The following is a 26439-nucleotide window of genomic DNA, read 5'->3' on the forward strand; positions in this document are numbered from 1 at the left end:
GCCGGCAATTGTCCTACTTCGATAGATTCAGAACAACCACCGTCGTCTATTGTCCTAATGCCTTGTGTCTATAAAGGCATCCATTGAGACTCGGTTATGTTTGGCCGAAGGCTTGTGTCATGATGATCCGACCGCAGGTTAGTCGTCCTCTTCCTATATGAATAGATCCTCCGCGTTGCTCCTTGCTTTTGTCTTCCTCAGCGGCTGCCAGGCCTTGGCACCCGTGTCGCCGGACGGTACGCCGCCGGTGGAAGACAGCACCCCCGCCCCTGAAAAGCCCAAGGTTTACTCCTCGTTCACTGAAGAAACGGTGTTCAGCCTGTTGACCGCAGAGCTGGCCGGCCAACGCAACCGCTTCGACATTGCACTGGATAATTACGTAACCCAGGCCATCAACACCCAGGATCCGGGCATTTCCGAGCGGGCATTTCGCATCGCCGAGTACCTGGGCGCCGACCAGGCAGCGCTGGACACCTCGCTGATCTGGGCGAAAAACGCCCCGGACGATCTCGAAGCGCAGCGCGCAGCGGCCATTCAACTGGCACGCGCCGGGCGTTACGACGACTCCATGGCGTATATGGAGAAAGTCCTGCAGGGCAAGGGCGACACGCATTTCGACTTCCTCGCGCTGTCGGCCGCCGACACCGACCAGGACACACGCAATGGCCTGATGAAGAGTTTCGACCGCCTGCTGCAAAAACACCCGAAGAACAGCCAACTGGTGTTCGGCAAGGCCTTGCTGCTGCAACAGGATGACGAAGCCGAAGCCGCACTGAAGCTGCTGGAGAAAAACCCGCCGGAAGAGGGCGAGATCGCGCCGATCCTGTTGCGCGCACGCCTGCTGCAGAATCTCAATCGCGGCACGGAAGCCATTCCGCTGCTGGAAAAAAGCATCAAGAAGTACCCGGAAGACAAGCGTCTACGCCTGACTTACGCGCGTACGCTGGTGGAGCTGGACCGCATGGAGGACGCCAAAGTGCAGTTCGCCAACCTGGTCCAGCAATACCCGGACGACGACGAATTGCGTTACTCCCTGGCGCTGGTGTGCCTGGAAGCCAAGGCCTGGGACGAGGCCAAAGGCTACCTGGAAGACCTGATCGCACGGGAAAGTCATGTGGACTCGGCGCACCTGAACCTCGGCCGCATTGCCGAAGAACGCAACGACCCGCAGGCAGCCCTGCTTGAATACGCCCAGGTCAACCCCGGCAACGACTACCTGCCGGCCCAACTGCGCCAGGCCGATATCCTGATGAGCAACGGACGCACCGACGAAGCGGAAAAACGCCTGGCCGCCGCGCGGGATGCCGAACCGGACTATGCGATCCAGCTTTATCTGATCCAGGCCGAGACCCTGTCGGCCAACAACCAGGGCGAGCGCGCCTGGAAAGTGCTGCAACAAGCGTTGTTGCAATTTCCCGACGATTTGAACTTGCTGTATACCCGCGCCATGCAGGCGGAAAAACGCAACGACCTGACGCAGATGGAAAAAGACCTGCGCCTGATCATCAAACGCGATCCGGACAATGCCATGGCGCTTAACGCCCTGGGCTACACCTTGTCCGACCGCACCACGCGCTACGACGAAGCCAAGGTGCTGATCGAACAGGCCCACACGCTCAACCCGGAAGACCCGGCCGTGCTCGACAGCCTGGGCTGGGTGAACTACCGCCTGGGCAACCTGGACGAAGCCGAACGCTTGCTGCGCCTGGCACTGGAGCGCTTCCCCGACCAGGAAGTCGCCGCCCACCTGGGCGAAGTGCTGTGGGTTAACGGCAAGCAACGCGAAGCCCGCCAAATCTGGGAAAAATTCCTCAAGGAACAACCCGAAAGCCCCATTCTGCGCAGCACCATCAAGCGCCTGACCGGATCCGAGACCCTATAAGCTTATGTTTTTGCGCCACGTTATCGTTTTCAGCTTCATCGCCCTGCTCGCCGGTTGCGCGGGTTTCGGTGCCCGCGAATCCGTTGAAGGCCCGGGCAACCCGGCGCAATGGAAACAACACAAGGCACAGCTCGGCAGCATCGACGGCTGGCAGATCGACGGCAAGGTCGGGGTTCGCGCCCCGAAAGATTCCGGCAGCGGCACCCTGTTCTGGCTGCAACGCCAGGACTACTACGACATTCGCTTGTCCGGCCCACTGGGCCGAGGCGCCGCGCGCCTGACCGGCCGACCGGGACAGGTGAGCCTCGAAGTGGCCAATCAGGGGCGCTATGAAGCGACCTCGCCGGAAGCGCTGCTGGAAGAACAGATCGGCTGGAAGCTGCCCGTATCGCATCTGGTGTGGTGGGTACGCGGCTTGCCCGCCCCCGACAGCAAGAGTCGCCTGAGCCTCAACAGCGACAGCCGCCTGGCGACCCTCGAACAGGATGGCTGGCAGGTCGAATACCTGAGCTATGTGCAACAAAGCGGTTACTGGCTGCCCGAGCGCATCAAGCTGCACGGCACCGACCTTGATATCACGCTGGTGATCAAGGACTGGCAACCGCGCAAGCTGGGGCAATAACGTGACGGTAGAAAAACTGACCCTGCCCTCCCCGGCCAAACTCAATCTGATGCTGCACATTCTCGGTCGCCGTGAAGACGGCTACCACGAGTTGCAGACGCTGTTTCAATTTCTCGACTACGGCGACGAACTGACGTTCGCCGTGCGCGACGATGGCGTGATTCAGCTGCATACCGAATTCGAAGGCGTGCCCCACGACAGCAATCTGATTGTGAAGGCCGCAAAAAAAATCCAGGAACAATCCGGCTGCGCCCTCGGCGTCGATATCTGGATCGATAAGATCCTGCCCATGGGCGGCGGCATCGGCGGCGGCAGCTCGAATGCCGCCACCACACTGCTGGGTCTGAACCACCTGTGGCAGCTCGACTGGGACCTCGATCGCCTGGCCGCGCTGGGCCTGACGCTCGGCGCCGACGTCCCGGTTTTCGTGCGTGGGCACGCAGCTTTTGCCGAGGGCGTCGGCGAAAAACTCACCCCCGAATACCCAGAAGAGCCGTGGTATGTCGTGCTTGTCCCGCAAGTATCTGTAAGTACAGCAGAAATTTTTTCAGATCCACTGTTGACACGTAACTCTCCTCCCATTAAAGTGCGCCCCGTTCCCAAGGGAAACAGTCGAAATGACTGCTTACCGGTTGTAGCAAGGCGTTATCCAGAGGTACGTAACGCTTTGAATTTGTTAGGTAAATTTACCGAAGCAAAATTAACCGGCACTGGAAGTTGTGTGTTTGGGGGCTTCCCAAACAAAGCTGAAGCTGATAAAGTCTCGGCCCTTCTTACAGAGACCCTTACAGGGTTTGTAGCAAAGGGAAGCAACGTTTCGATGTTGCATCGCAAGCTGCAAAGTCTGCTCTAAAAGGAATCGAGTACTGGGTACTCGTTGCAACAGATACAGGGGCGTCGCCAAGCGGTAAGGCAGCAGGTTTTGATCCTGCCATGCGTTGGTTCGAATCCAGCCGCCCCTGCCATTTTCCTATACTCATCCAGGTTACCCTCAGCCTCTAGGTACTGCGCGTGTCCAAGATGATGGTCTTTACGGGGAACGCCAACCCCGATCTGGCTCGACGTGTCGTACGTCAGCTGCATATCCCTCTCGGTGACATCTCTGTCGGCAAGTTTTCCGACGGCGAAATTACCGCCGAGATCAATGAAAACGTCCGCGGTAAAGACGTCTTCATTATTCAGCCGACCTGCGCTCCGACCAACGATAACCTGATGGAACTCGTCGTGATGGCTGATGCCTTCCGCCGCTCCTCAGCGACTCGAATCACAGCTGTAATCCCTTACTTTGGTTATGCCCGTCAGGATCGCCGTCCGCGTTCCGCACGTGTGGCTATCAGCGCGAAAGTCGTGGCTGACATGCTCACCGTGGTAGGCATCGACCGTGTTCTCACGGTTGACCTGCACGCTGACCAAATCCAGGGGTTCTTCGATATTCCGGTAGATAACATCTACGGCTCTCCCGTATTGGTGGATGACATCGAAGACCAGCGCTTTGAAAACCTGATGATCGTGTCCCCGGACATTGGTGGCGTCGTGCGTGCACGGGCTGTCGCCAAATCCCTGGGCGTGGATCTCGGGATCATCGACAAACGCCGTGAGAAAGCCAATCACTCTGAAGTGATGCATATCATCGGTGATGTCGAAGGGCGCACCTGTATTCTGGTCGATGACATGGTCGATACCGCCGGCACCCTGTGCCACGCGGCTAAAGCCTTGAAAGAGCACGGCGCGGCTAAAGTCTTCGCCTACTGCACACACCCTGTGCTGTCGGGCCGAGCGATCGAGAACATCGAGAACTCAATGCTGGACGAACTGGTGGTGACCAACACCATCCCGTTGTCCGCTGCAGCTCAAGCCTGTTCGCGTATCCGTCAATTGGATATCGCACCGGTAGTTGCCGAAGCGGTTCGCCGCATCAGCAACGAAGAATCGATCAGCGCGATGTTCCGTTAAGGGTCAACCCTTTCGGAACACCTCACTGACGAAAAGCGCCCCGCCCCAACATACTGTTGGGGCGGGGCTTTTTTGCCCATATCGCCTTTAGCGCTGGTCGCAAACGCTGGGGCGAATGTGGTTATTTTGGAGATACAACATGAACGAATTTATTCTGAATGCTGAAGTGCGTTCCGACCTGGGGAAAGGTGCGAGCCGCCGCCTGCGTCGTCTCGCAAGCCTGGTTCCAGCTGTAGTTTACGGTGGCGACAAAGCCCCTGAATCCATCAGCATGCTGGCCAAAGAAGTTGCCAAACTGCTGGAAAACGATGCGGCCTACAGCCACATCATTTCGCTGAACATCGGCGGCACCAAGCAGAACGTCATCATCAAGGCTCTGCAACGTCACCCAGCCAAAGGCCACGTACTGCACGCTGACTTCGTCCGCGTTGTCGCCGGCCAGAAACTGACCGCCATCGTGCCTGTGCACTTTGTTGGCGAAGAAGCTCCGGTCAAGAAAGGCGGCGAAGTTTCGCACGTTGTTGCCGAGATCGAAGTGACCTGCCTGCCGAAAGACCTGCCTGAGTTCATCGAAGTCGACCTGTCGGCGATGGAAATCGGCGACATCATCCACCTGTCCGACCTCAAGGCCCCTAAAGGCGTTGAGTTTGTCGCACTGGTACACGGTGATGACAAAGCTGTTGCCAACGTACACGCTCCACGCGTTGCTCCAGAAGCTGAAGAAGGCGCTGCAGAGTAATTCACTCTGTAATGTCGGAGCTTGAGGACACATCGCGGACCGAAACGTAGCGAGAAAGCGGGCGATAACGCGAAGTTCACCTCATGAGGTAACGAGCTCTTGTCGTCCACTTTCGCCGCACTCAGGTCGGCGATGTTATCCACAACTCCAAAGGAAGGGCCCCTGTCGTGACTGCCATTAAACTGATCGTTGGCCTGGGAAATCCAGGCGCCGAATACGAACAGACCCGGCATAACGCGGGGGCCCTTTTTGTTGAGCGCATCGCCCACGCCCAAGGTGTGAACCTGGTGGCCGATCGCAAATATTTCGGCCTGACCGGACGCTTTTCGCATCAGGGTCAGGATGTTCGTCTGTTGATTCCCACCACCTACATGAACCGCAGCGGCCAGGCTGTCGCGGCGCTTGCGGGTTTCTTCCGGATCAAACCCGAAGAAATCCTGGTGGCCCATGACGAACTGGACCTGCCGCCCGGCGTTGCCAAGCTCAAGCTAGGCGGCGGGCATGGCGGGCACAATGGACTGCGCGACATCATCGCGCAGTTGGGCAATCAGAATAATTTTTACCGCCTGCGGCTCGGCATTGGCCACCCAGGCGTTGCCAGTATGGTTTCAAATTTCGTCCTGGGTCGTGCGCCACGCGCCGAACAGGAAAAACTCGATGCCAGCATCGACTTTGCCCTCGGCGTGCTGCCGGATATCTTCGCCGGTGAATGGAACCGCGCGATGAAAAACCTGCACAGCCAGAAGGCCTGACTCTTACCGAGGGGAAACACCATGGGATTCAATTGCGGCATCGTCGGCCTGCCCAACGTCGGCAAATCCACCTTGTTCAACGCTTTGACCAAGTCCGGTATTGCGGCGGAGAACTTCCCCTTCTGCACCATCGAACCCAACAGCGGTATCGTGCCGATGCCGGACCCGCGCCTGGAAGCACTGGCGGTCATCGTCAACCCCAAGCGCATCCTGCCGACCACCATGGAATTCGTCGACATCGCAGGCCTGGTCGCCGGCGCGTCGAAAGGCGAAGGCCTGGGCAACAAGTTCCTGGCCAACATCCGTGAAACCGATGCGATCGCCCACGTAGTCCGCTGCTTCGAAGACGAGAACGTGATTCACGTCTCCAACAGCGTCGACCCGAAACGCGATATCGAGATCATCGACCTGGAACTGATCTTTGCCGACCTCGACAGCTGCGAGAAGCAACTGCAGAAAGTCGCGCGCAATGCCAAGGGCGGCGACAAGGACGCAGTGGTCCAGAAAGGCCTGCTGGAGCAACTGATCGCTCACTTCACCCTGGGCAAGCCCGCACGCAGCCTGATGAAGACCATGGGCGCTGACGAGAAGGCCGCGGTCAAGGGCTTCCACCTGCTGACCACCAAGCCGGTGATGTACATCGCCAACGTCGCCGAAGACGGCTTCGAGAACAACCCGCTGCTCGACGTGGTCAAGGCCATCGCCGACGAAGAAGGCGCCATCGTGGTACCGGTGTGCAACAAGATCGAAGCGGAAATCGCCGAGCTCGATGACGGCGAAGAGAAAGACATGTTCCTCGAGGCCCTGGGCCTGGAAGAGCCTGGCCTGAACCGCGTAATCCGCGCCGGTTACGAAATGCTCAACCTGCAGACCTACTTCACCGCCGGTGTCGAAGAAGTCCGCGCCTGGACCGTCAAGGTCGGTGCCACCGCGCCACAGGCTGCTGGCGTGATCCACACCGACTTCGAAAAAGGCTTCATCCGTGCCGAAGTGATCGCCTACAACGACTTCATCCAATACAAGGGTGAAGCCGGTGCCAAGGAAGCCGGTAAGTGGCGTCTGGAAGGCAAGGAATACATCGTCAAAGATGGCGACGTGATGCATTTCCGCTTCAACGTGTAAATTTTCACGCAAGGCGACAGACACAAAAATCCCCGTAATCACTCGCTGATACGGGGATTTTTGCGTCTTGCAGGCCCGAATCGCGCCGCACGGCAAAGCACGCAGACTGCCGCCAACCCTACGCCAATTGCGCCCTGATTTTTTGCACCACATCTTGCATCGCCGGTAGATAGCGGCGCGCGGCCTCTTCAACGGACATCGCCTTGGCGATGTAAACCAGATTCAGGCAGCCCATCACCCGGCCATCGTGTTCAATCGGAATCGCGATGGCGGCAATTTTGCGTTCCTGGCCCCAGTGGGAATTGTTTTCGCCGTAGCCCTTCGAAAGCGTGTGCTCCACCAACCGCTCGACAAAACCGCGATCGGCCGCCAGCGCCGACTGTTCATCTTCGCGGCTGATCATCAACTCAATCAGCTTTTCGCGCTCAGCCGCAGGGCAGAATGCAAAGTACGCGCGTCCAATCGCCGTCATCAGCAATGGCAAGCGCCGACCAACCATGGAGCGGTGAAATGACAGCCGGCTGAAGCGATGAGTGGTCTCGCGAATCACCATGGCGTCGCCATCCAGCGTGCACAGGTCGGTTGGCCACACAACTTGTTGCAGCAACTCCCCCAGCAGTGGTGCAGCAATCGAAGAAATCCATTGTTCGTCGCGAAATCCCTCGCTCAGTTCGCGCACTTTCAGCGTCAGGCGATAGCTGTCATCCGACTCGCTGCGGCGCACGTAACCCTCGGCCTGCAAGGTCTCCAGCAATCGTCGAACGGTGGTGCGATGCAACCCGCTTTGCTCGGCCAACTGCGCCGTACTGGCCCCGCCATCGAAACGGTTCAAGCCGTTGATCAGGGCCAAACCGCGCATCAACCCACGAACAGCCTTGTACTCTGTCTCGCTCATGGGAACTCCTTTTTTGTTATAAATCAGGCTTGTGCACCTGGTGCACACTAGCAAGGGTTTTCGTTGTCCACCAGCCTCGTGATTTCCATACTGCGCCCAACAAAAAATCCAAAAGCGCTGTACGGAGATACCCATGAGCCTTGCACACACTCCTTCCCCATTGGAGTTGACCACCGACGTTGCCATCGTCGGCGCCGGCCCTGTCGGCCTGATGATTGCCAATTACCTGGGACAATGCGGCGTAAACGTCACGGTGGTGGAAAAGCTCGACAGCCTGATCGACTACCCTCGCGCCATCGGCCTGGACGACGAAAGCCTGCGCACTTTCCAGGCCGTCGGTCTGGCGGACGAAGTGCTGCCGCATACCACACCCTGGCACGCCATGCGTTTCCTGACCCCCAAGGGTCGCTGCTTTGCCGACATTCAACCGAAGACTGACGAGTTCGGCTGGTCCCGACGCAACGCGTTCATCCAACCGTTGGCCGACCGGGTACTGTTCGACGGTCTGCAGCGCTTCAATAACGTCAAGGTCCTGTTCAGCCGTGAGCTCAACAGCTTCGAACAAAGCGACAGCGCGGTGGTGCTCGACCTCAAGGATCAGCAGGGTCGTAGCGAACGCCTGAACGCCCGTTACCTGATTGGTTGCGATGGCGGCAACAGCCTGGTACGGCGTAGCCTGGATATCAGCTTTGAAGGCAAGACCGCGCCCAATCAGTGGATCGTGGTCGACATTGCCAACGACCCGCTGGCCACGCCCCATGTTTATCTGTGCTGCGACCCCGTGCGTCCTTACGTGTCCGCCGCCCTGCCCCATGGCGTGCGCCGTTTCGAGTTCATGGTGATGCCCGGCGAAACCGAGACCGAACTGAGCAAGCCCGAGAACCTGCGTCGACTGCTGAGCAAGGTATTGCCGAACCCGGACCGCATCGAGCTGATCCGCAGCCGCGTCTACACCCATAACGCGCGTCTGGCCGGTCGCTTCCGCCAGGGCCGCGTGCTGCTGGCCGGCGACGCCGCGCACATCATGCCGGTATGGCAAGGCCAGGGTTACAACAGCGGCATGCGCGATGCCTTGAACCTGGCGTGGAAGCTGGCGCTGGTGATCAAGGGCCTGGCCGCCGACAACCTGCTCGACAGCTACGAACAGGAACGTCGCGACCACGCCCAGGCGATGATCAATCTCTCCGTACTCGCCGGCCACGTGCTGGCGCCGCCGAAACGCTGGCAAGGCACCCTGCGCGATGGCGTGTCGTGGTTGCTCAATTACCTGCCGCCGGTCAAGCGCTACTTCGTGGAAATGCGCTTCAAACCGATGCCGCAATACACCCAGGGCGCGTTGATCGTGCCGAGGGAAAAGGGCTCGCCGGTCGGCAAGATGTTCATTCAGCCGATGGTGTTGACCGACGCCGGCACCACGGTGCTGCTGGATGAAGTGATCGGCGAAAACTTTGCGATTATCGCCTGGGGCTGCGATCCGACCTGGGGCCTGACAGCCGCGCAAATCGCGCAATGGAAAGCCCTGGGCACCCGCTTTATTCAAGTGTTGCCGGACGTCCAGCTCAGAGTACCGAGCGATGCCGGCCCCGACGTGATCCGCGTGGGTGACAGCACCGGTCGCTTGAAAGAGTGGTTCGCCCTCGGCACGTCGTCCATCGCCCTGGTGCGTCCGGACCGCTTCCTCGCCGGGCTGGCCATCCCGCAAACCGTCGGCCAGGCCTGCGATGAACTGGCCCGGGCGCTCAAAGCCCTGCCACAGCCGGCGGCGAACGCTGTCGTCAGCAAGGTCGCGTGACATGAGCGCCTATCTGCATTGTTTGTCTCACACGCCGTTGGTGGGCTACGTCGACCCTGAACCGCATGTGCTGGCCGAAGTCGACGGCGTGATCAACGCCGCTCGCGAACGCATCGCCCGCTTCGACCCAGAGCTGGTGGTGCTGTTCGGTCCCGACCATTACAACGGCTTTTTCTACGACGTGATGCCGGCCTTTTGCATCGGCATGGCGGCCCACGCGATTGGTGATTTCGACACCGCCGCCGGCCCGCTGGAGGTGCCTAAAACGCTGGCCGAATCCTGCGCCCAGGCGGTGCTGGAAGCCGGTGTCGACACGGCGGTGTCGTATCGCATGCAGGTCGACCATGGGTTCGCCCAACCCCTGGAACTGTTGCTCGGCGGCTTGCACAACTGCCCGGTGATCCCGGTGTTCATCAACTCCGTGGCCATACCGTTGCCGAGTTTCAAACGTGCCCGGCTGCTGGGCGAGGCGATTGGCCAATGGGCGAAATCGCTGGATAAACGTGTGCTGTTCCTGGCTTCCGGCGGCTTGTCCCATCAGCCGCCGGTACCGGAACTGGCCAAGGTCGATGCGCGGATGGCCGACCGCCTGATGGGCAGCGGCCGTCAGCTTCCTGCCGATGAACGACAGGCCCGCCAGGACCGGGTCATTCAAGCCGCCCGCGTCTTCGTCGACGACCCGTACAGCCTGCACCCGCTGAACCCGACGTGGGATAAACAATTTCTCGACACCCTCGAACAGGGCCGCATGAGCGACCTCGACAGCCTGGGCAATGACGCGTTGTCGGCGCTGGCCGGCAAGTCGACCCATGAAGTCAAAACCTGGGTCGCCGCCTTCGCGGCCCTGAGTACCTTCGGCCCGTACCGGACCGAGGGCCGCTACTACCGCCCGATTCCCGAATGGATTGCAGGCTTCGGTGCGCTCGGCGCCCAGCCGCTGAACCATCACCCATGAATTCAAGGAACACTGCCATGACCGCCACTGCATTCAGTGAAGCTTCCACCAGCCGCTTTGCCCGTATCAAGGAAGGCGAGCTGGACCTGCAACTGCACTACAACGACCTTGGCGAAGGTGCCGAAACCGTGGTCATGCTGCACGGCTCCGGGCCGGGCGCGAGCGGCTGGGCCAACTTCAATCGCAACATTGAGCCGCTGGTGAATGCCGGTTTTCGCGTGATCCTGATGGACTGCCCGGGCTGGAGCAAAAGCGACACGATCGTCAGCGAAGGCTCGCGCTCGAACCTCAATGCACAAGCGCTCAAGGGCCTGCTCGACGTGCTGAAGCTTGCGCGCGTGCACATCATCGGCAACTCGATGGGGGCTCACAGCACCGTCGCTTTCGCCCTCGAATACGCCGAGCGGATCGGCAAACTGATCCTGATGGGCGGCGGTACCGGCGGCCCGAGCGCCTTCGTGCCGCAGCCCACCGAAGGCATCAAACTGATCGGCGCGCTGTACCGCGACCCGACCATCGAGAACTTGAAGAGGATGATGAACGTCTTCGTTTTCGATGCCAGCGGCCTCACCGACGAACTGTTCCAGACCCGCCTGGACAACATCCTGTCGCGCCGCGATCACCTGGACAACTTCGTCAAGAGCAGCACCCTCAACCCCAAGCAATTTCCGGATTTCAGCCACCGCCTGCACGAGATCAACGCCGACACCCTGCTCGTCTGGGGTCGCGAGGACCGCTTCGTGCCGATGGACACCGGCTTGCGCCTGCTGGCAGGTCTGCCGAGGGCGCAACTGCACGTGTTCAACCGCTGCGGTCACTGGGCGCAGTGGGAACACGCCGACAAGTTCAACCGCATGGTCCTGGACTTCCTGACCCACTGATCATCGAGGCTGACATGCACCTGACTCAAGACACCCTGCAACAACTCGCCGCCGATCTGCGCCAGGCCGAAGCCCAAGGCGAAGCCATCGGGCCGCTGCGCGAGCAGATCGGTGAAGACAACGCCGAAGCCGCGTATGCCATCCAGCGCCTCAACGTCGACCATGGCGTGGCCAACGGGCGCCGCGTGGTCGGCCGCAAGATCGGCCTGACCAACCCCAAGGTCCAGGCCCAACTGGGCGTGGGCCAACCGGACTTCGGCACGTTGTTTGCCGACATGTGCTACGGCGACAACCAAACCATGCCCGTCGACCGCGTACTGCAACCGAAGATCGAGGCTGAAATCGCCCTGATCCTCGACCGCGACCTGCCCCGCGCCGATACCACATTCGCCGACGTGATGGCGGCCACCGGCTGGGTCGTCCCGGCCCTGGAAATCGTCGGCAGCCGGGTCCAGGGCTGGAACATCCGCTTCGTCGATACCGTGGCTGACAACGCGTCCAGCGGCTGCTTCGTACTCGGCGGTCCGGCTCGACGTCTCGATGGGCTCGACCTGCGCCAGGCCAGCATGCGCATGACCCGCAACGGCGAAGACGTGTCCAGCGGCAGCGGGGCCGAATGCCTCGGCCATCCGCTCAATGCGGCGGTCTGGCTGGCTTGCACCATGGCGCGCCTGGGCGATCCGCTGCGGGCCGGCGACATCATTCTCACCGGTGCGCTGGGGCCCATGGTGGCGGTAGCCGCCGGTGATCGGTTCGAGGCCGAGATCGACGGCATCGGCCGCGTCGGTGTGAATTTCTCGGTAGACAGTCACGCCGAGTGATCGGCGACTTGCGTGCACATGAGGCAACCATAATGAAAAAACTCAACGTCGCCATCATCGGCTCCGGCAACATCGGCACCGACCTGATGATCAAGATCCTGCGCAACGCCAAGCATCTGGAAATGGCGGTGATGGTCGGCATCGACCCCGCCTCCGACGGCCTCGCCCGCGCCCAGCGCATGGGCGTGGCCACCACCCACGAAGGCGTCGAAGGCCTGACCCGCATGGAGGTGTTCAAGGACATCGACTTCGTCTTCGATGCCACCTCGGCCGGTGCCCATGTGCAGAACGATGCGTTCCTGCGCGCGATCAAACCCGGTATCCGCCTGATTGACCTGACGCCGGCGGCCATCGGCCCGTACTGCGTGCCGGTGGTGAACCTGGAGCAGAACCTCGAGCAGCTCAACGTCAACATGGTCACCTGCGGTGGCCAGGCGACCATTCCGATGGTCGCGGCAGTGTCGCGGGTGGCCAAGGTGCACTACGCCGAAATCGTCGCCTCGATCGCGAGCAAATCCGCCGGCCCTGGTACCCGCGCCAACATCGACGAATTCACCGAAACCACCTCCAAGGCCATCGAAGTGATCGGCGGCGCGGCCAAGGGCAAGGCGATCATCGTGATGAACCCGGCCGAGCCGCCGTTGATCATGCGCGACACGGTGTTCGTGCTGTCCGAAGCGGCGGATCAGGCGCTGGTCGAAGCCTCCATCGTCGAGATGGCCGCTGCCGTGCAGGCCTATGTGCCGGGTTATCGCCTCAAGCAAAACGTGCAGTTCGACGTGATCCCGGCAGACGCGCCGCTGAACATTCCCGGCCTGGGCAAATTCTCCGGCCTGAAAACCTCGGTGTTCCTCGAAGTCGAAGGCGCCGCCCATTACCTGCCGGCCTACGCCGGCAACCTCGACATCATGACCTCCGCTGCCTTGGCCACCGCCGAGCGCATGGCGCAGTCGATGCTGAACGCCTGAGGAGACCGACATGACCTTCAATCCCGGCAAGAAACTCTACATCTCCGACGTGACCCTGCGTGACGGCAGCCATGCGGTGCGCCACCAGTATTCGCTGCAGAACGTGCAGGACATCGCCCGCGCCCTCGACAAGGCCAAGGTCGACTCCATCGAAGTCGCCCACGGCGACGGCCTGCAAGGTTCGAGCTTCAACTATGGCTTCGCCGCGCACACTGATCTGGAATGGATCGAAGCCGCCGCCGACGTGATCAGCCACGCCAAGATCACCACGCTGCTGCTGCCCGGCATCGGCACCGTGCACGACCTCAAGGCCGCCTACAACGCTGGTGCTCGCGTGGTGCGCATCGCCACCCATTGCACCGAGGCCGATGTCTCCAAACAGCACATCGAGTACGCCCGCGAACTGGGCATGGACACCGTCGGCTTCCTGATGATGAGCCACATGATCCCGGCCGAGCAGCTCGCCGCCCAGGCCAAGCTGATGGAAAGCTACGGCGCGACCTGCGTGTACATGGCCGACTCCGGTGGCGCGATGAACATGCAGGACATCCGCGATCGCTTCCGCGCGTTCAAAGCCGTGCTCAAGCCGGAAACCGAAACCGGCATGCACGCCCACCACAACCTCTCGCTCGGCGTGGCCAACTCGATCACCGCCGTCGAAGAAGGCTGCGACCGCATCGACGCCAGCCTCGCCGGCATGGGCGCCGGGGCCGGCAACGCACCACTGGAAGTATTCATCGCCGCCGCCGAACGTTTGGGCTGGAACCACGGCACCGACCTCTACACGCTGATGGACGCCGCCGACGACATCGTGCGGCCGTTGCAGGACCGCCCGGTGCGGGTCGACCGCGAGTCCCTGGCGTTGGGGTATGCCGGGGTGTATTCGAGCTTCCTGCGCCATGCCGAGATTGCGGCGGCCAAGTATGGCCTCAAGACCGTGGACATCCTCGTCGAACTGGGCAAGCGCCGGATGGTCGGTGGCCAGGAGGACATGATCGTCGACGTGGCGCTGGACCTGCTCAACCGCTGAACCGTGCATCCCCCCGTCCGGTCGCCCACGCAGCGGTCGGACGGTTTTGCTGTGCCCATTACAACAATAAAACGGGTATTTCCCATGACATCGCTAAACGTGCTCACACCGTTGTACATGGCGCGGACCATCGGTCTGTGCTTCCTCGTCGCCCTGATGGAAGGCCTCGACCTACAAGCTTCGGGGATCGCCGCGCAAGGTATGGCGGCGGCGTTCCAATTGGATAAGTTACACATGGGCTGGGTCTTCAGCGCCGGCATTTTCGGCCTGCTGCCCGGGGCGTTTCTCGGCGGTTTGCTGGCTGATCGAATCGGTCGTAAACGGGTGTTGATGGCGTCGGTGGCCCTGTTCGGGTTGTTCTCGCTGGTCACGACCATGGCCTGGGACTTCAACAGCCTGTTGATCGCCCGCTGCCTCACGGGGGTCGGCCTGGGCGCCGCACTGCCCAACCTCATCGCCCTGAGCAGTGAAGTGGCCGGCCCACGCCTGCGTGGCACCGCCGTGAGCCTGATGTATTGCGGCGTGCCCCTGGGCGCCGCGCTCGCAGCCGGCATTGGCATCGCCCAACTGGCCGGTGGCTGGCAAGTGGTGTTCTACGTCGGCGGCATCGTGCCGTTGCTGATCGTGCCGCTGCTGGGCCTTTATCTGCCGGAATCCGCGGCGTTTCGCAGTGTGCGCGATGCCGCTCCGATCGGCGTGGTCAGCGGGCTGTTCCGCAACGGCGCGGCATTGCCAACCGCGATGATCTGGGTCAGCTACTTCTTTACCCTCATGGTGGTCTACATCCTGATCAACTGGCTGCCAAGCCTGTTGATCGGCCAGGGCTTCAGTGGCGCTCAGGCAAGCTGGGTGATGCTGGCGCTGCAATTCGGCGCGGCGGCCGGCACGTTGTTGCTGGGCTGGGTCATGGATCGGTTGCCGGCCTGGGCGTTGTCGGCCCTGATTTACCTCGGCATTCTCGCGTCGCTGACGGCTCTGGGTATCGCCACCCAACTGCAAAGCATGCTGGTGGCCGGCTTCGTCGCCGGTTTCTTCGCCACGGGCGGGCAATGCGTGTTGTATGCCCTGGCACCGCATTTCTATCGTCCGTCGATTCGCGCCACGGGTGTCGGCAGCGCCGTCGCCATCGGCCGGCTGGGCGCGATGAGCGGCCCGTTGGTGGCCGGCAAGATGCTCGCCCTGGGCACGGGCACCACCGGCGTGATGATGGCCTCGGCACCGGGCATCGTCATGGCGGCGCTGGCGGTGTTTTACCTGTCGGTACGCCGCAACCGCTCCCCGGAGGACTGAGGTCCAACCCGCTCTTCCCCCCCGCGTCGTGATGGCGCGGGGGTTATCCCAACAACAATAAAAGTGAACACTGCCATGCTCAGGAATTTTCTTCGGGCCTTCAGCGCCTGCACCTGCGTTTTGTCCATTGGCCAGGCTTGCGCCGCCGGTTTCGTCGACGACAGCCATGCCGACTTGCAGATACGCAACTATTACTTCGATCGCAACTACGTGAACGCGACGCCCCAGGCGGCGGCTCGGGAGTGGGCGCAGGGTTTCATTCTCAACGTGCGCTCGGGGTATACCGAAGGACCTGTGGGCTTCGGACTGGACGCCCAGGGTTTGCTGGGGGTTCGCCTGGACTCCTCGCCCGATCGCGCCGGGACCGGCCTGCTGCCGTACAACGCCACGACCCGCGAACCGGCCAGTGAATATTCGGAGTTGGGCCTGACCGCCAAGGTCCGTGCCTCCAGGAGTGAGTTGCAACTGGGCACCATCAGTACCTTCCTGCCCATCGCCTTCGCCAGCCCGACCCGCCTGCTGCCGCAGACCTTCCGTGGCGCGTATCTGAAGTCCCAGGAAATCGACAACCTGACGCTGCACCTCGGCTGGCTCGACCGTATCAACCTGCGCGACTCCACCGACTATCAAAAAATGTCAGTGGCTTCGCCCAACGGACGCTTCAAGGGTGCCGCCGAGTCGGACCGGTTTTCCTTTATCGGTGGGGACTATGCCTGGTCGCCACAACTGACGCTGAAGTACTACCACGCCGAACTGGCTGATCTGTATCGCAAAGACTTCTACGGCTTTGTCGACAACCACCCGATCGGGCCCGGCAGCCTCAAGAGTGACTTTCGCCTGTTCGTCACCGGCGAGGACGGCGCGGCCAAAGCCGGCCCGGTGGACAATCGCAACGCCGCGCTGATGCTGACGTACAGCCTCGGCGCGCACAAATTCGGCGCCGGCTACATGCAACTGACCGGCAAGACCGCCATGCCTTATCTGTTCGGCACCGAGCCGTTGGTCATCACCGAAGGCACGCTGAGCTCGGAGTTTCTCAACCCCAAAGAGCGCAGTTGGCAGGTGCGCTATGACTACAACTTTGCCGCGCTGGGCTTGCCCGGGCTCAATGGCATGCTGCGTTACGTCAGCGGCGACAACATTGAGTTGCCCAAACTGGGCGGCAGCAACCTGAAGGAAAGCGAAAAAGATATCGAACTGAACTATGTGCTTCAGAGCACGCCCCTTAAAGGCCTGAATCTGCGCGTGCGCAACGCATGGTATCGCAATGACTTCACCGCCCAGGCCAGCCATCGGGATGACAATGAACTACGGGTGAATATCGACTACACCTGGAAACTCTGGTGAGGCATTTTTCGATGCAAAAACCCGATCTACGCCACTCACCCTACATGGCAAAAAGTTGCACAGTAAAACGCTGAAAAACCATCCCTAAATCCCCTACAGCCCTTGATTCACAAGGGCTACAGCCAAGTGCGCAAGAAGTTGCACAGCACTGTGCAACTTCTTGCGCACTTTTTCGCCTTTTTTCGTCCAAAAAAGCTGTTTTGCCTGCCTTTTTTAAACTAAGCCACTGTTCTATATAGCAATTATTTGTCTTGGCACGCCGTTTGATATGAAGACGCTCCCCAACGGGCAATTTCGCCCCTTGGGCACCTTCATTTTTCAAGCAAGGAGCATCTCCATGGCAACCCCCGCTTACATGTCCATCACCGGCACCAAACAAGGTCTGATCACCGCCGGGGCCTTCACTGCCGACTCGGTGGGCAACACCTATCAGGAAGGTCACGAAGACCAGGTCATGGTCCAGGGCTTCAGTCACGAAGTGATCATCCCCCGCGACCCACAGTCCGGCCAACCCACCGGTCAGCGCGTGCACAAGCCCGTCAAGATCACCAAGGTCTTCGACAAATCCTCGCCGCTGCTGCTGGCGGCCCTCACCTCCGGCGAGCGCCTGAGCGAAATCACCATCCAGTGGTTCCGCACCTCGGCGGCCGGCACCCAGGAGCACTACTTCACCACCAAGCTCGAGGACGCAATCATCGTCGATATCAGGGACCACATGCACAACTGTCAGGACCCGGCGAATGCGCATTTCACCCACCTCGAAGACGTCGCGTTCACCTACCGCAAGATCACCTGGACCCACGAAGTGTCCGGCACTTCCGGCTCCGATGACTGGCGCGTACCGGTCGCTGGCTAAGCCTGGCTGAACCCTGCGGACATCGGTCAGTGCGGCTGGCCGATGTCGTTTTTTCGCTGCATGACAGAAGGAAAAAAGGATGTTCGCACCGGCCAACCAGACCCACTTCAGCCTCACCATCGAAGACTTCACCGGCGACCTGCAAGTGCTGTCCTTCACCGGTACCGAAGGCATCAGCCAACCCTATCGCTTCGACGTCGAACTGGTCAGCGAAAAACCTGACATCGACCTGGAAAAACTCCTGCATAAACAGGCGTTCCTGTCCTTCGACCCACAAGGCCACGGCATACACGGCCAGGTCTACCGTGTCGCCCAAGGCGATGCCGGCAAACGCCTGAGTCGCTACAGCATCTCCTTGGTGCCACAGCTTCAATACCTGCATCACCGCACCAACCAACGTATTTATCAGCAGATGTCGGCACCGCAGATCATCGCCCTGATCCTCGAAGAACATGGCATCCACAGCAACGCCTACCGCTTCCACCTCAGCCAGCCATGCCCGGATCGCGATTACTGCGTGCAATACGATGAAACCGACCTGCATTTCATCCAGCGCCTGTGTGAAGAAGAAGGCGTGCACTACCACTTCCAGCACAGCACCCGCGGCCATGTTTTGGTGTTCGGCGACGACCAGACCGTCTTCCCCAGGCTCGGCCAACCCACCGCCTACGTCCAAGGCAGCGGCCTGGTGGCCGACGAGCCGGTGATCAAAGGCTTCAGCGTCCGCCTGGCCGCCCGCACCGGTCGCGTGACCCGTCGCGACTACGACTTTGAAAAGCCCAAACTGCAACTCGAAGCCGACTACAAACCCCACGGCGATGACCCCGGCCCGGACCTTGAAGACTACGACTACCCAGGCCGCTTTCTCACACGAGACCGTGGCAACGTCCTCAGCCAACGCGCCGTCGAGCGCCACCGTGCCGACTATCAGCAGGCAGAGGGCTGGGGCGACCAGACCACGTTGACCAGCGGCCACTTCCTCGAACTCTCCGATCACCCGCGCAAAGCCTGGAACGACCGGTGGCTGCTGACCCAAGTCAGCCATGAAGGCAAACAGCCTCAAGTGTTGGAAGAATCCATCACCAGCGACACCACCCAGGACGATTTCCACCAGGGCTACCGCAACCGTTTTCTTGCCACCCCGTGGGACGTGTTCTACCGCCCGCCGTTGAAACATCCCAAACCGCGCATCCTCGGCAGCCAAAGCGCAGTGGTCACCGGCCCTAAAGGCGAAGAAATCCACTGCGACGAGTACGGCCGCGTCAAAGTGCAATTCCACTGGGACCGCGAAGGACGGGGCGACGACAAAAGTAGTTGCTGGCTGCGTGTTTCCAGCAGTTGGGCCGGCGACCGTTATGGCGGCATCGCCATCCCCCGCGTCGGCATGGAAGTGCTGGTGACCTTCCTCGAAGGCGACCCCGACCAACCGCTGATCAGCGGCTGCCTGTACCACAAGGAACACCCAGTTCCTTACCCACTGCCGGCGAACAAAACCCGCACCGTGTTCAAAACCCTGAGTTCGCCCGGCGGCAGTGGCTTCAACGAACTGCGCATCGAAGACAAAAAAGGGGCGGAACAAATCTTCCTGCACGCCCAGCGCGACTGGGATGAAAACATCGAACACGACCAGAAAATCCGCGTCGGGAATGAGCGCCACGACACCGTCGAGAAGAACACCTACACCGAACTCAAGGCCGAAGAACACCGCATCACCCACGCCGACCGCAAGGTTGAAGTGCGCATGGACGACCACCTGACCATCGAAAAAAACCAGCACGTAAAGGTGGGCATGGCGCAATTGGTGAGCGCGGGAAACGAAATTCACCTGAAGGCCGGCGAGAAGATCGTCATCGACGCCGGGATGGAACTCACGGTGAAAGCCGGAGGGAGTTTTATCAAGGTGGATGTGGGTGGGATCGCAGTAATGGGGCCGGAGGTGAAAGTGAATGCGGGCGGTTCGCCGGGGAATGGGACGGGGATCGGTGTGTTGTCGCCAGGCTTGCCGTTGATCGTTGATCAGGCCCGGGCGGGAAATGTTTTAGATAACAAAGCGGTCAAGACCTATTACGAAAAAGTTCAATTCGTGACGCGTTCTGGTGATCCAGTTGATGATCTTGCCGCCGCCTTTATTTTCCCAGATAAGGCGTCGCCACTGATTTTTCACAGTGATGCCAATGGTCATTCGCCGCAGACAAAAGCGGACTCTATACAAACGGCAGACGTGCATCTCATTTGGGATGATTTCGGTGTTCCAGAGGGCGCAGATGATTATGAGCGGAGTCGAAAAAAATGAACAATGCTCCCGTCCCGCTCGCGAAAATCGAGATTAATAAGACTAAAAATCACCCACCTCGCCAAATCGAAATAACGTGCAGTCATCTTTGGTCCCTTGCACAAGTGCAGGCAATAAAGCGGCTAAGTACCTATCGAAAAGAATATCACCTGTTTGGTAAGACGAAGTGGATGCTGGAAGGTGACTTCAGCCTTCGTGCTGCTCGTATCGCGGGTACTTATGCTTCTTTCTATTTAGAGAAAGAGGATGGCGGCAACGAAAAGTTCAAGGGCCGCTTTTACTGGATGGGGTTGGCGGCATTCGCAAGTAAACAGGTGATGTGTGGTCTGGACTTTACAACGCTAGCCATTGCCGCAATGCCAATAGGAAAACCGCTGGTTGATATCGGGAAGAACGGACTGGGCAAAGGAAATTTTTGGCTATTTCAAGATATATTTTGCTGGCATTGGTTTTATAGCAAATATCCACATAAGTTTGAGGAGTGTTCCGGCGAGCGCAACAGTGAAAATCTTGATGAAAAAGTCAAGAGCGCTTTAAGACGTCTGCCTTGGGCAAGGGAGGCTTTAGACGCTATCGATAACTTCAAGGTGAAACAAGAAGTGATTGATGCTTTTTTAATAATAAAACAGGCTGAGGTGACAGAGTCGGGGAGAGAAAGACAGGAACTCCAGCTCAAATCATTACTTGCGATGGCAAATCACGAACAACTAAATATTCTTCAAACACTCATCTATGATGATCAAGTATTCCAAGCTGTACTTGATATTCAAAGAAGCGCTGAGAGTTTGCCACTTGTACCTTTACGGTCGGCAGCGTTTTCGACAGCCTGCGACCTCAAAGAGCCAGAACTACGAGAGCAGATGTATGAAGGGGATTTATATAACACTCAGGATCAGATGGGATTTATTCTAAGAATCTCCAATAAGTATCATCAACTGATGATTACTAGGCATGAATATATGGAGAAGGTAATTACAGAAATTTCAGAGTGGAGGCATACGACATGAGAGCGTATTGGGTGTTTCTGTTTGTATCTCTTGCCGGATGTGATGAAGCCAAAAAAGAAGGTGCCAATAAAATGAAAAACAAATTAGCCAATATCGAGGTGATGCTAGGCACGCCTGTGGAGATGTTATTAAAAAGTAGTCCCTTAAGATTTTCTACCGATTGCCTGGCCGCAGTACGTATGTGTTGGTATGAAGTTCGCGCCGGAGATAAAAATCAGGCTCTGATCGATGTGTCTATTGGTACGCCAGAAAGCACGTTTTTAATAAAAAACACAGTGAATCTAAATATCGTTGTAGATGAGCTAGAAACAAAAAATATCGAAAATTTGTCAGTGACGCTTCGCGGGTTGCCAGACAACAGTTCTCATGATGAAAATAAAGAGATCATCTACGCATTGATATCCAATCTGAAAAGCGCAGGTTGGGAGAAATATTATTACCCCGCCGATCCTCGTATTTCAGGTGCGGAGCTTAGCCGGTTTGAGGGGGGTGGCGGCGTATTTGATGAAACACCACTCAATCATCCGCGATTTGATGTGAACTATAAAATGAGCTTGCCAGAGTGGTTGGCAGTCAATAATTTTTATGATTGGTATATGTACAATGGTGATTACATTGCCCATATAAAAGTTCAGAAGAGAAACTCAGTCACCGATCCATCTCGAACGGGCACTTACCTGATAAATATCAATTTTATGTCTTTGGAACGTTTCTGGAGAGTAGATTTTGACGAGGCAATTCGTCCTAAATGGAAAGATTTTTTTTCGGACCGCTTACATCAACTTATGAGCAAGCGATTAAAAGTAGAGGCGCGTGCTAAAGCTGCTGGAATTTCGATAGACGAAAATTACCTGCCGCCCAGAATGGAGCGCGTTAACTAATTAAAAATTCACAAGCATGTTTAGGCGCAATCATCGTTAGTGTTTTTCATGCGCGGCTGTTTCCCATGATTGTGCGATGTGAACTAAACCCCATTTATTTACGACTACGGATGACCACTAAACAGGGAGCCAACCATGTTCAACCCCTTTAACAAAATTAACTTCAGCCTCACCATCGAAGACTTCACCGGCGACCTGCAAGTCCTCTCGTTCACAGGCACCGAAGGCATCAGCCAACCCTATCGCTTCGACCTCGAACTGGTCAGCGAAAGACCTGACATCGACCTGGAAAAACTCCTGCATAAACAGGCGTTCCTGTCCTTCGACCCACAAGGCCACGGCATACACGGCCAGGTCTACCGTGTCGCCCAAGGCGATGCCGGCAAGCGCCTGAGTCGCTACAGCATCTCCTTGGTGCCACAGCTTCAATACCTGCATCACCGCACCAACCAACGTATTTATCAGCAGATGTCGGCACCGCAGATCATCGCCCTGATCCTCGAAGAACATGGCATCCACAGCAACGCCTACCGCTTCCACCTCAGCCAGCCATGCCCGGATCGCGATTACTGCGTGCAATACGATGAAACCGACCTGCATTTCATCCAGCGCCTGTGTGAAGAAGAAGGCGTGCACTACCACTTCCAGCACAGCACCCGCGGCCATGTTTTGGTGTTCGGCGACGACCAGACCGTCTTCCCCAGGCTCGGCCAACCCACCGCCTACGTCCAAGGCAGCGGCCTGGTGGCCGACGAACCGGTGATCAAAGGCTTCAGCGTGCGCCTGGCCGCGCGCACCGGTCGCGTAACCCGTCGCGACTACGATTTTGAAAAGCCCAGGCTGCAACTCGAAGCCGACTACAAACCCCACGGCGATGACCCCGGCCCGGACCTTGAAGACTACGACTACCCCGGCCGCTTTCTCACACGCGACCGTGGCAACGTCCTCAGCCAACGCGCGGTCGAGCGCCACCGTGCCGACTATCAGCTGGCAGAGGGCTGGGGAGACCAGACCACGTTGAACAGTGGCCACTTCCTCGAACTCTCCGATCACCCGCGCAAAGCCTGGAACGACCTGTGGCTGCTGACCCAAGTCACCCATGAAGGCAAACAGCCTCAAGTGTTGGAAGAATCCATCACCAGCGAAGACGATTTCCACCAGGGCTACCGCAACCGTTTTCTTGCCACCCCGTGGGACGTGTTCTACCGCCCGCCGTTGAAACATCCCAAACCGCGCATCCTCGACAGCCAAAGCGCAGTGGTCACCGGCCCTAAAGGCGAAGAAATCCACTGCGACGAGTACGGCCGCGTCAAAGTGCAATTTCACTGGGACCGCGAAGGACGGGGCGACGACAAAAGTAGTTGCTGGCTGCGTGTTTCCAGCAGTTGGGCCGGCGACCGCTATGGCGGCATCGCCATCCCCCGCGTCGGCATGGAAGTGCTGGTGGCCTTCCTCGAAGGCGACCCCGACCAACCGCTGATCAGCGGCTGCCTGTACCACAAGGAACACCCCGTTCCGTATCCGCTGCCAGCGAACAAAACCCGCACCGTGTTCAAAACCCTGAGTTCGCCCGGCGGCAGTGGCTTCAACGAACTGCGCATCGAAGACAAAAAAGGGGCGGAACAAATCTTCCTGCACGCCCAGCGCGACTGGGATGAAAACATCGAACACGACCAGAAAATCCGCGTCGGCAACGAACGCCACGACACGGTCGAGCAGAACACCTACACCGAACTCAAGGCCGAAGAACATCGCATCACCCACGCCGACCGCAAGGTTGAAGTGCGCATGGACGACCACCTGACCATCGAAAAAAACCAGCACGTAAAGGTGGGCATGGCGCAATTGGTGAGCGCGGGAAACGAAATTCACCTGAAGGCCGGCGAGAAGATCGTCATCGACGCCGGGATGGAACTCACGGTGAAAGCCGGAGGGAGTTTTATCAAGGTGGATGTGGGTGGGATCGCAGTAATGGGGCCGGAGGTGAAAGTGAATGCGGGCGGTTCGCCGGGGAATGGGACGGGGATCGGTGTGTTGTCGCCAGGCTTGCCGTTGATCGTTGATCAGGCCCGGGCGGGAAATGTTTTAGATAACAAAGCGGTCAAGACCTATTACGAAAAAGTTCAATTCGTGACGCGTTCTGGTGATCCAGTTGATGATCTTGCCGCCGCCTTTATTTTCCCAGATAAGGCGTCGCCACTGATTTTTCTCAGTGATGCCAATGGTCATTCGCCGCAGACAAAAGCGGACTCTATACAAACGGCAGACGTGCATCTCATTTGGGATGATTTCGGTGTTCCAGAGGGCGCAGATGATTATGAGCGGAGTCGAAAAAAATGAACAATGCTCCCGTCCCGCTCGCGAAAATCGAGATTAATAAGACTAAAAATCACCCACCTCGCCAAATCGAAATAACGTGCAATCATCTTTGGTCCCTTGCACAAGTGCAGGCAATAAAGCGGCTAAGTACCTATCGAAAAGAATATCACCTGTTTGGTAAGACGAAGTGGATGCTGGAAGGTGACTTCAGCCTTCGTGCTGCTCGTATCGCGGGTATTTATGCTTCTTTCTATTTAGAGAAAGAGGATGGCGGCAACGAAAAGTTCAAGGGCCGCTTTTACTGGATGGGGTTGGCGGCATTCGCAAGTAAACAGGTGATGTGTGGTCTGGACTTTACAACGCTAGCCATTGCCGCAATGCCAATAGGAAAACCGCTGGTTGATATCGGGAAGAACGGACTGGGCAAAGGAAATTTTTGGCTATTTCAAGATATATTTTGCTGGCATTGGTTTTATAGCAAATATCCACATAAGTTTGAGGAGTGTTCCGGTGAGCGCAATAGTGAAAATCTTGATAAAAAAGTCAAACGTGTTTTAAGAAGTCTACCTTGGGCGGAAGAGTCTTTAACTATTGTTGATGGTTTTAAGATTAAGAAAGAGGTGTTGGATGCGTTTTCGAAAATCAAAAAAATTGAAAAAATGGCAGTGGGTGTAGACAGACAATATCTCCAATATGACTCGTTGATTGCGACGGCAAATCATGAACAGCTGAATATACTTCAGCCCCTGATATATGAGGCCCCTGCCTTTCGAGCAATTCTTGACGTACAGAAGACGGCGGAAGGACTCCCCTTTGTTCCTCTACGGTCAGTTGCATTTGCGGCGGCTTGCGATCTGAAACAGCCTGAATTACGAGAGCAGATGCACGAAGGTGATTTATATAATGCTCAGGATCGGATGGAGTTTATTCAAAAGGTTGCTGATAAATATCATGAACTGATGATATATAAAAATAAATATATGGAACGTGTGCTTGTTGAACTCTCAGGATGGAGAAGCAAAACATGAGGTGGTTTTGGGTCTTGCTTTTTTTTAGTCTTGGTGGCGATGACAGCAGCAAGGATAAAGGTGAAGATAAATTGAGAAATGAAATGATGAGTATCAGTGTAGAACTAGGGCAGCCTGTTGAGGTTTTATTGAGGAACAGCCCTTTGAAATTTTCCAAGGACTGCTTGGCTGCAGTAGACATGTGTTGGTACGAAATTAGACGTGGCGGTAAGGATCAGTCGTTGATTAACGTATCTATCTATCAGCCTCAGGGCATAACGTTAATTGAAAAGGCAGTAGGTCTGAACGTCGTTGTGGACGGTGCAGAAACCAACAATATTGAAAAGCTTATTGTTACCCTGCGCGGCCTACCCGACAATAGTGCTCACGAGGCGAACAGGAAACTTGTCTACGAACTGATATCTAATTTAAAGTCGGCTGGCTGGACAAAATATTATTTCCCATCCGACCCTCGAATTGTCCGTGCCGAATTAAATAAGTTTAATTGGAGTGATAGCGTATTTGGCGCTATGCCGCTCAGCCACCCTCTATTTGATGTGAATTATGAAATGAGCCTTTCGGAGTGGTTGGCGGTTGATGGATTTTATAACTGGTATATATACAGTGGTGATTATGTGGCGCATGTAAAAGTCCAGAGAAGGAATGCAGTCGCCGATCCAACTCAGGCCGGCGTGTACCTCATAAAGCTGGAGGTTATGTCTTTTGATAAATTCTGGAGGGCAGACTTTGAAGAAACGCTGAGGCCTAACTGGAAACAACTTTTTCCTGCCCGCTTGCAACAGCTTCTAAATAAGCGCTTTAGTACAGAGGCACGAGCTAAAGCTGCGGGCGTTTCAATAGACGAAAATTACCAGTCGCCAAAATTTGAAAAAGTTAATTAGTTGAAAAAATGCGGACATGTTTAGGGGCAAGCATCGTTAGTGATTTGGTGATTTTCATGCACGGCTGTTTCCCGTGATTGTGCGATGTGAACTAAACCCCATTTATTTACGACTACGGATGACCA

General features: G+C 57.7%; 24 protein-coding genes and 1 tRNA gene. 23 read left to right on the plus strand and 2 right to left on the minus strand.

Annotated elements, in window-relative coordinates:
* The first annotated feature begins 157 nt into the window (after positions 1-157).
* The 8 genes from ACLH0J_RS30700 to ychF all read left to right on the plus strand — a co-directional run bounded on the left by ACLH0J_RS30700 (position 158) and on the right by ychF (position 7070).
* The gene (locus ACLH0J_RS30700) at positions 158-1882 is read left to right on the plus strand and encodes a tetratricopeptide repeat protein (RefSeq protein ID WP_411390287.1); all 1725 of its coding nucleotides are present in this window, start codon (positions 158-160) and stop codon (positions 1880-1882) included.
* A gap of 4 nt (positions 1883-1886) precedes the next feature.
* Complete coding sequence (lolB, locus tag ACLH0J_RS30705; protein ID WP_010565628.1) at positions 1887-2504, plus strand: lipoprotein insertase outer membrane protein LolB; 618 nt, start codon at positions 1887-1889, stop codon at positions 2502-2504.
* A 49-nt stretch (positions 2505-2553) separates the two neighbouring features.
* The gene (gene ispE, locus ACLH0J_RS30710) at positions 2554-3357 is read left to right on the plus strand and encodes a 4-(cytidine 5'-diphospho)-2-C-methyl-D-erythritol kinase (RefSeq protein WP_411392914.1); all 804 of its coding nucleotides are present in this window, start codon (positions 2554-2556) and stop codon (positions 3355-3357) included.
* A 37-nt stretch (positions 3358-3394) separates the two neighbouring features.
* Positions 3395-3469 (plus strand) — tRNA-Gln (locus ACLH0J_RS30715).
* 46 nt (positions 3470-3515) lie between these two features.
* Positions 3516-4457 carry a ribose-phosphate pyrophosphokinase gene (locus ACLH0J_RS30720; protein WP_003208392.1) on the plus strand — a complete coding sequence of 314 codons (942 nt, stop codon included), beginning with the start codon at positions 3516-3518 and terminating at the stop codon, positions 4455-4457.
* A gap of 139 nt (positions 4458-4596) precedes the next feature.
* Positions 4597-5196 (plus strand): 50S ribosomal protein L25/general stress protein Ctc, encoded by a 600-nt coding sequence (locus tag ACLH0J_RS30725; RefSeq protein WP_411390288.1) that lies wholly within the window; start codon positions 4597-4599, stop codon positions 5194-5196.
* A 167-nt stretch (positions 5197-5363) separates the two neighbouring features.
* On the plus strand, positions 5364-5948 hold the full coding sequence (gene pth, locus ACLH0J_RS30730; protein WP_010213318.1) for an aminoacyl-tRNA hydrolase: 585 nt from the start codon (positions 5364-5366) through the stop codon (positions 5946-5948).
* Between the two features lie 21 nt (positions 5949-5969).
* Positions 5970-7070 carry a redox-regulated ATPase YchF gene (gene ychF, locus ACLH0J_RS30735; protein WP_411390289.1) on the plus strand — a complete coding sequence of 367 codons (1101 nt, stop codon included), beginning with the start codon at positions 5970-5972 and terminating at the stop codon, positions 7068-7070.
* A gap of 118 nt (positions 7071-7188) precedes the next feature.
* Here ychF and ACLH0J_RS30740 read toward each other — a convergent pair whose 3' ends face one another.
* Entirely contained in the window at positions 7189-7965 is a 777-nt protein-coding gene (locus ACLH0J_RS30740; protein ID WP_411390290.1) for a DNA-binding transcriptional regulator, read from the minus strand.
* Positions 7966-8098: 133 nt separating this feature from the next.
* Here ACLH0J_RS30740 and ACLH0J_RS30745 point away from each other — a divergent pair, with 133 nt between their 5' ends.
* The 8 genes from ACLH0J_RS30745 to ACLH0J_RS30780 all read left to right on the plus strand — a co-directional run bounded on the left by ACLH0J_RS30745 (position 8099) and on the right by ACLH0J_RS30780 (position 17049).
* The gene (locus ACLH0J_RS30745; RefSeq protein ID WP_411390291.1) at positions 8099-9757 is read left to right on the plus strand and encodes a bifunctional 3-(3-hydroxy-phenyl)propionate/3-hydroxycinnamic acid hydroxylase; all 1659 of its coding nucleotides are present in this window, start codon (positions 8099-8101) and stop codon (positions 9755-9757) included.
* A gap of 1 nt (position 9758) precedes the next feature.
* Complete coding sequence (mhpB, locus tag ACLH0J_RS30750; protein WP_411390292.1) at positions 9759-10712, plus strand: 3-carboxyethylcatechol 2,3-dioxygenase; 954 nt, start codon at positions 9759-9761, stop codon at positions 10710-10712.
* Between the two features lie 17 nt (positions 10713-10729).
* A complete protein-coding gene (locus tag ACLH0J_RS30755) occupies positions 10730-11593 on the plus strand; it encodes an alpha/beta fold hydrolase (protein ID WP_411390293.1) in 864 nt (287 codons plus the stop codon).
* A gap of 14 nt (positions 11594-11607) precedes the next feature.
* A complete protein-coding gene (gene mhpD / locus ACLH0J_RS30760; RefSeq protein ID WP_411390294.1) occupies positions 11608-12414 on the plus strand; it encodes a 2-keto-4-pentenoate hydratase in 807 nt (268 codons plus the stop codon).
* Between the two features lie 32 nt (positions 12415-12446).
* Complete coding sequence (locus ACLH0J_RS30765) at positions 12447-13382, plus strand: acetaldehyde dehydrogenase (acetylating) (RefSeq protein WP_411390295.1); 936 nt, start codon at positions 12447-12449, stop codon at positions 13380-13382.
* Between the two features lie 10 nt (positions 13383-13392).
* Positions 13393-14412 carry a 4-hydroxy-2-oxovalerate aldolase gene (gene dmpG / locus ACLH0J_RS30770; RefSeq protein WP_411390296.1) on the plus strand — a complete coding sequence of 340 codons (1020 nt, stop codon included), beginning with the start codon at positions 13393-13395 and terminating at the stop codon, positions 14410-14412.
* Positions 14413-14496: 84 nt separating this feature from the next.
* Positions 14497-15702: a 3-(3-hydroxy-phenyl)propionate transporter MhpT gene (gene mhpT, locus ACLH0J_RS30775; protein ID WP_411390297.1), complete on the plus strand. Its 1206-nt coding sequence runs from the start codon at positions 14497-14499 to the stop codon at positions 15700-15702.
* A gap of 75 nt (positions 15703-15777) precedes the next feature.
* Positions 15778-17049 (plus strand): OprD family porin, encoded by a 1272-nt coding sequence (locus tag ACLH0J_RS30780; protein ID WP_411390298.1) that lies wholly within the window; start codon positions 15778-15780, stop codon positions 17047-17049.
* Between the two features lie 40 nt (positions 17050-17089).
* Here the strand turns inward: ACLH0J_RS30780 and ACLH0J_RS30785 are convergent, their stop codons facing one another.
* Positions 17090-17371, minus strand: a complete 282-nt coding sequence (locus tag ACLH0J_RS30785) for a hypothetical protein (protein ID WP_411390299.1) — start codon at positions 17369-17371, stop codon at positions 17090-17092.
* Positions 17372-17386: 15 nt separating this feature from the next.
* On the opposite strand from ACLH0J_RS30785, the gene ACLH0J_RS30790 reads away from it, so the two are divergent.
* From ACLH0J_RS30790 to ACLH0J_RS30820, 7 genes are all read left to right on the plus strand, one after another.
* Positions 17387-17905 (plus strand): Hcp family type VI secretion system effector, encoded by a 519-nt coding sequence (locus ACLH0J_RS30790; protein WP_411390300.1) that lies wholly within the window; start codon positions 17387-17389, stop codon positions 17903-17905.
* 79 nt (positions 17906-17984) lie between these two features.
* Complete coding sequence (locus ACLH0J_RS30795) at positions 17985-20198, plus strand: type VI secretion system tip protein VgrG (RefSeq protein ID WP_411390301.1); 2214 nt, start codon at positions 17985-17987, stop codon at positions 20196-20198.
* Positions 20195-21205: a DUF2515 family protein gene (locus tag ACLH0J_RS30800; RefSeq protein WP_411390302.1), complete on the plus strand. Its 1011-nt coding sequence runs from the start codon at positions 20195-20197 to the stop codon at positions 21203-21205. The genes ACLH0J_RS30795 and ACLH0J_RS30800 overlap by 4 nt, the downstream gene beginning before the upstream one ends.
* Positions 21202-22086 (plus strand): hypothetical protein, encoded by an 885-nt coding sequence (locus ACLH0J_RS30805; protein ID WP_411390303.1) that lies wholly within the window; start codon positions 21202-21204, stop codon positions 22084-22086. Before ACLH0J_RS30800 ends, ACLH0J_RS30805 begins: the two co-directional genes overlap by 4 nt.
* A 135-nt stretch (positions 22087-22221) precedes the next feature.
* Positions 22222-24426 (plus strand): type VI secretion system tip protein VgrG, encoded by a 2205-nt coding sequence (locus ACLH0J_RS30810; protein WP_411390304.1) that lies wholly within the window; start codon positions 22222-22224, stop codon positions 24424-24426.
* A complete protein-coding gene (locus ACLH0J_RS30815; RefSeq protein WP_411390305.1) occupies positions 24423-25433 on the plus strand; it encodes a DUF2515 family protein in 1011 nt (336 codons plus the stop codon). The genes ACLH0J_RS30810 and ACLH0J_RS30815 overlap by 4 nt, the downstream gene beginning before the upstream one ends.
* Positions 25430-26314 (plus strand): hypothetical protein, encoded by an 885-nt coding sequence (locus tag ACLH0J_RS30820; protein ID WP_411390306.1) that lies wholly within the window; start codon positions 25430-25432, stop codon positions 26312-26314. Before ACLH0J_RS30815 ends, ACLH0J_RS30820 begins: the two co-directional genes overlap by 4 nt.
* Positions 26315-26439: the final 125 nt, after the last annotated feature.

It is taken from the genome of Pseudomonas sp. MPB23 (assembly GCF_046605395.1).
In the GTDB taxonomy this organism is placed as follows: Bacteria; Pseudomonadota; Gammaproteobacteria; order Pseudomonadales; family Pseudomonadaceae; genus Aquipseudomonas.

Bases quoted from the DNA above. Each gene is read 5' to 3' on its own strand.
- ACLH0J_RS30700 (WP_411390287.1), top strand. From the start codon at position 158: ATGAATAGATCCTCCGCGTTGCTCCTTGCTTTTGTCTTCCTCAGCGGC.
- lolB (WP_010565628.1), top strand. From the start codon at position 1,887: ATGTTTTTGCGCCACGTTATCGTTTTCAGCTTCATCGCCCTGCTCGCC.
- ispE (WP_411392914.1), top strand. From the start codon at position 2,554: ATGCTGCACATTCTCGGTCGCCGTGAAGACGGCTACCACGAGTTGCAG.
- ACLH0J_RS30725 (WP_411390288.1), top strand. From the start codon at position 4,597: ATGAACGAATTTATTCTGAATGCTGAAGTGCGTTCCGACCTGGGGAAA.
- ychF (WP_411390289.1), top strand. From the start codon at position 5,970: ATGGGATTCAATTGCGGCATCGTCGGCCTGCCCAACGTCGGCAAATCC.
- ACLH0J_RS30740 (WP_411390290.1), bottom strand. From the start codon at position 7,965: ATGAGCGAGACAGAGTACAAGGCTGTTCGTGGGTTGATGCGCGGTTTG.
- ACLH0J_RS30745 (WP_411390291.1), top strand. From the start codon at position 8,099: ATGAGCCTTGCACACACTCCTTCCCCATTGGAGTTGACCACCGACGTT.
- mhpB (WP_411390292.1), top strand. From the start codon at position 9,759: ATGAGCGCCTATCTGCATTGTTTGTCTCACACGCCGTTGGTGGGCTAC.
- ACLH0J_RS30755 (WP_411390293.1), top strand. From the start codon at position 10,730: ATGACCGCCACTGCATTCAGTGAAGCTTCCACCAGCCGCTTTGCCCGT.
- mhpD (WP_411390294.1), top strand. From the start codon at position 11,608: ATGCACCTGACTCAAGACACCCTGCAACAACTCGCCGCCGATCTGCGC.
- ACLH0J_RS30765 (WP_411390295.1), top strand. From the start codon at position 12,447: ATGAAAAAACTCAACGTCGCCATCATCGGCTCCGGCAACATCGGCACC.
- dmpG (WP_411390296.1), top strand. From the start codon at position 13,393: ATGACCTTCAATCCCGGCAAGAAACTCTACATCTCCGACGTGACCCTG.
- mhpT (WP_411390297.1), top strand. From the start codon at position 14,497: ATGACATCGCTAAACGTGCTCACACCGTTGTACATGGCGCGGACCATC.
- ACLH0J_RS30780 (WP_411390298.1), top strand. From the start codon at position 15,778: ATGCTCAGGAATTTTCTTCGGGCCTTCAGCGCCTGCACCTGCGTTTTG.
- ACLH0J_RS30790 (WP_411390300.1), top strand. From the start codon at position 17,387: ATGGCAACCCCCGCTTACATGTCCATCACCGGCACCAAACAAGGTCTG.
- ACLH0J_RS30795 (WP_411390301.1), top strand. From the start codon at position 17,985: ATGTTCGCACCGGCCAACCAGACCCACTTCAGCCTCACCATCGAAGAC.
- ACLH0J_RS30800 (WP_411390302.1), top strand. From the start codon at position 20,195: ATGAACAATGCTCCCGTCCCGCTCGCGAAAATCGAGATTAATAAGACT.
- ACLH0J_RS30805 (WP_411390303.1), top strand. From the start codon at position 21,202: ATGAGAGCGTATTGGGTGTTTCTGTTTGTATCTCTTGCCGGATGTGAT.
- ACLH0J_RS30810 (WP_411390304.1), top strand. From the start codon at position 22,222: ATGTTCAACCCCTTTAACAAAATTAACTTCAGCCTCACCATCGAAGAC.
- ACLH0J_RS30815 (WP_411390305.1), top strand. From the start codon at position 24,423: ATGAACAATGCTCCCGTCCCGCTCGCGAAAATCGAGATTAATAAGACT.
- ACLH0J_RS30820 (WP_411390306.1), top strand. From the start codon at position 25,430: ATGAGGTGGTTTTGGGTCTTGCTTTTTTTTAGTCTTGGTGGCGATGAC.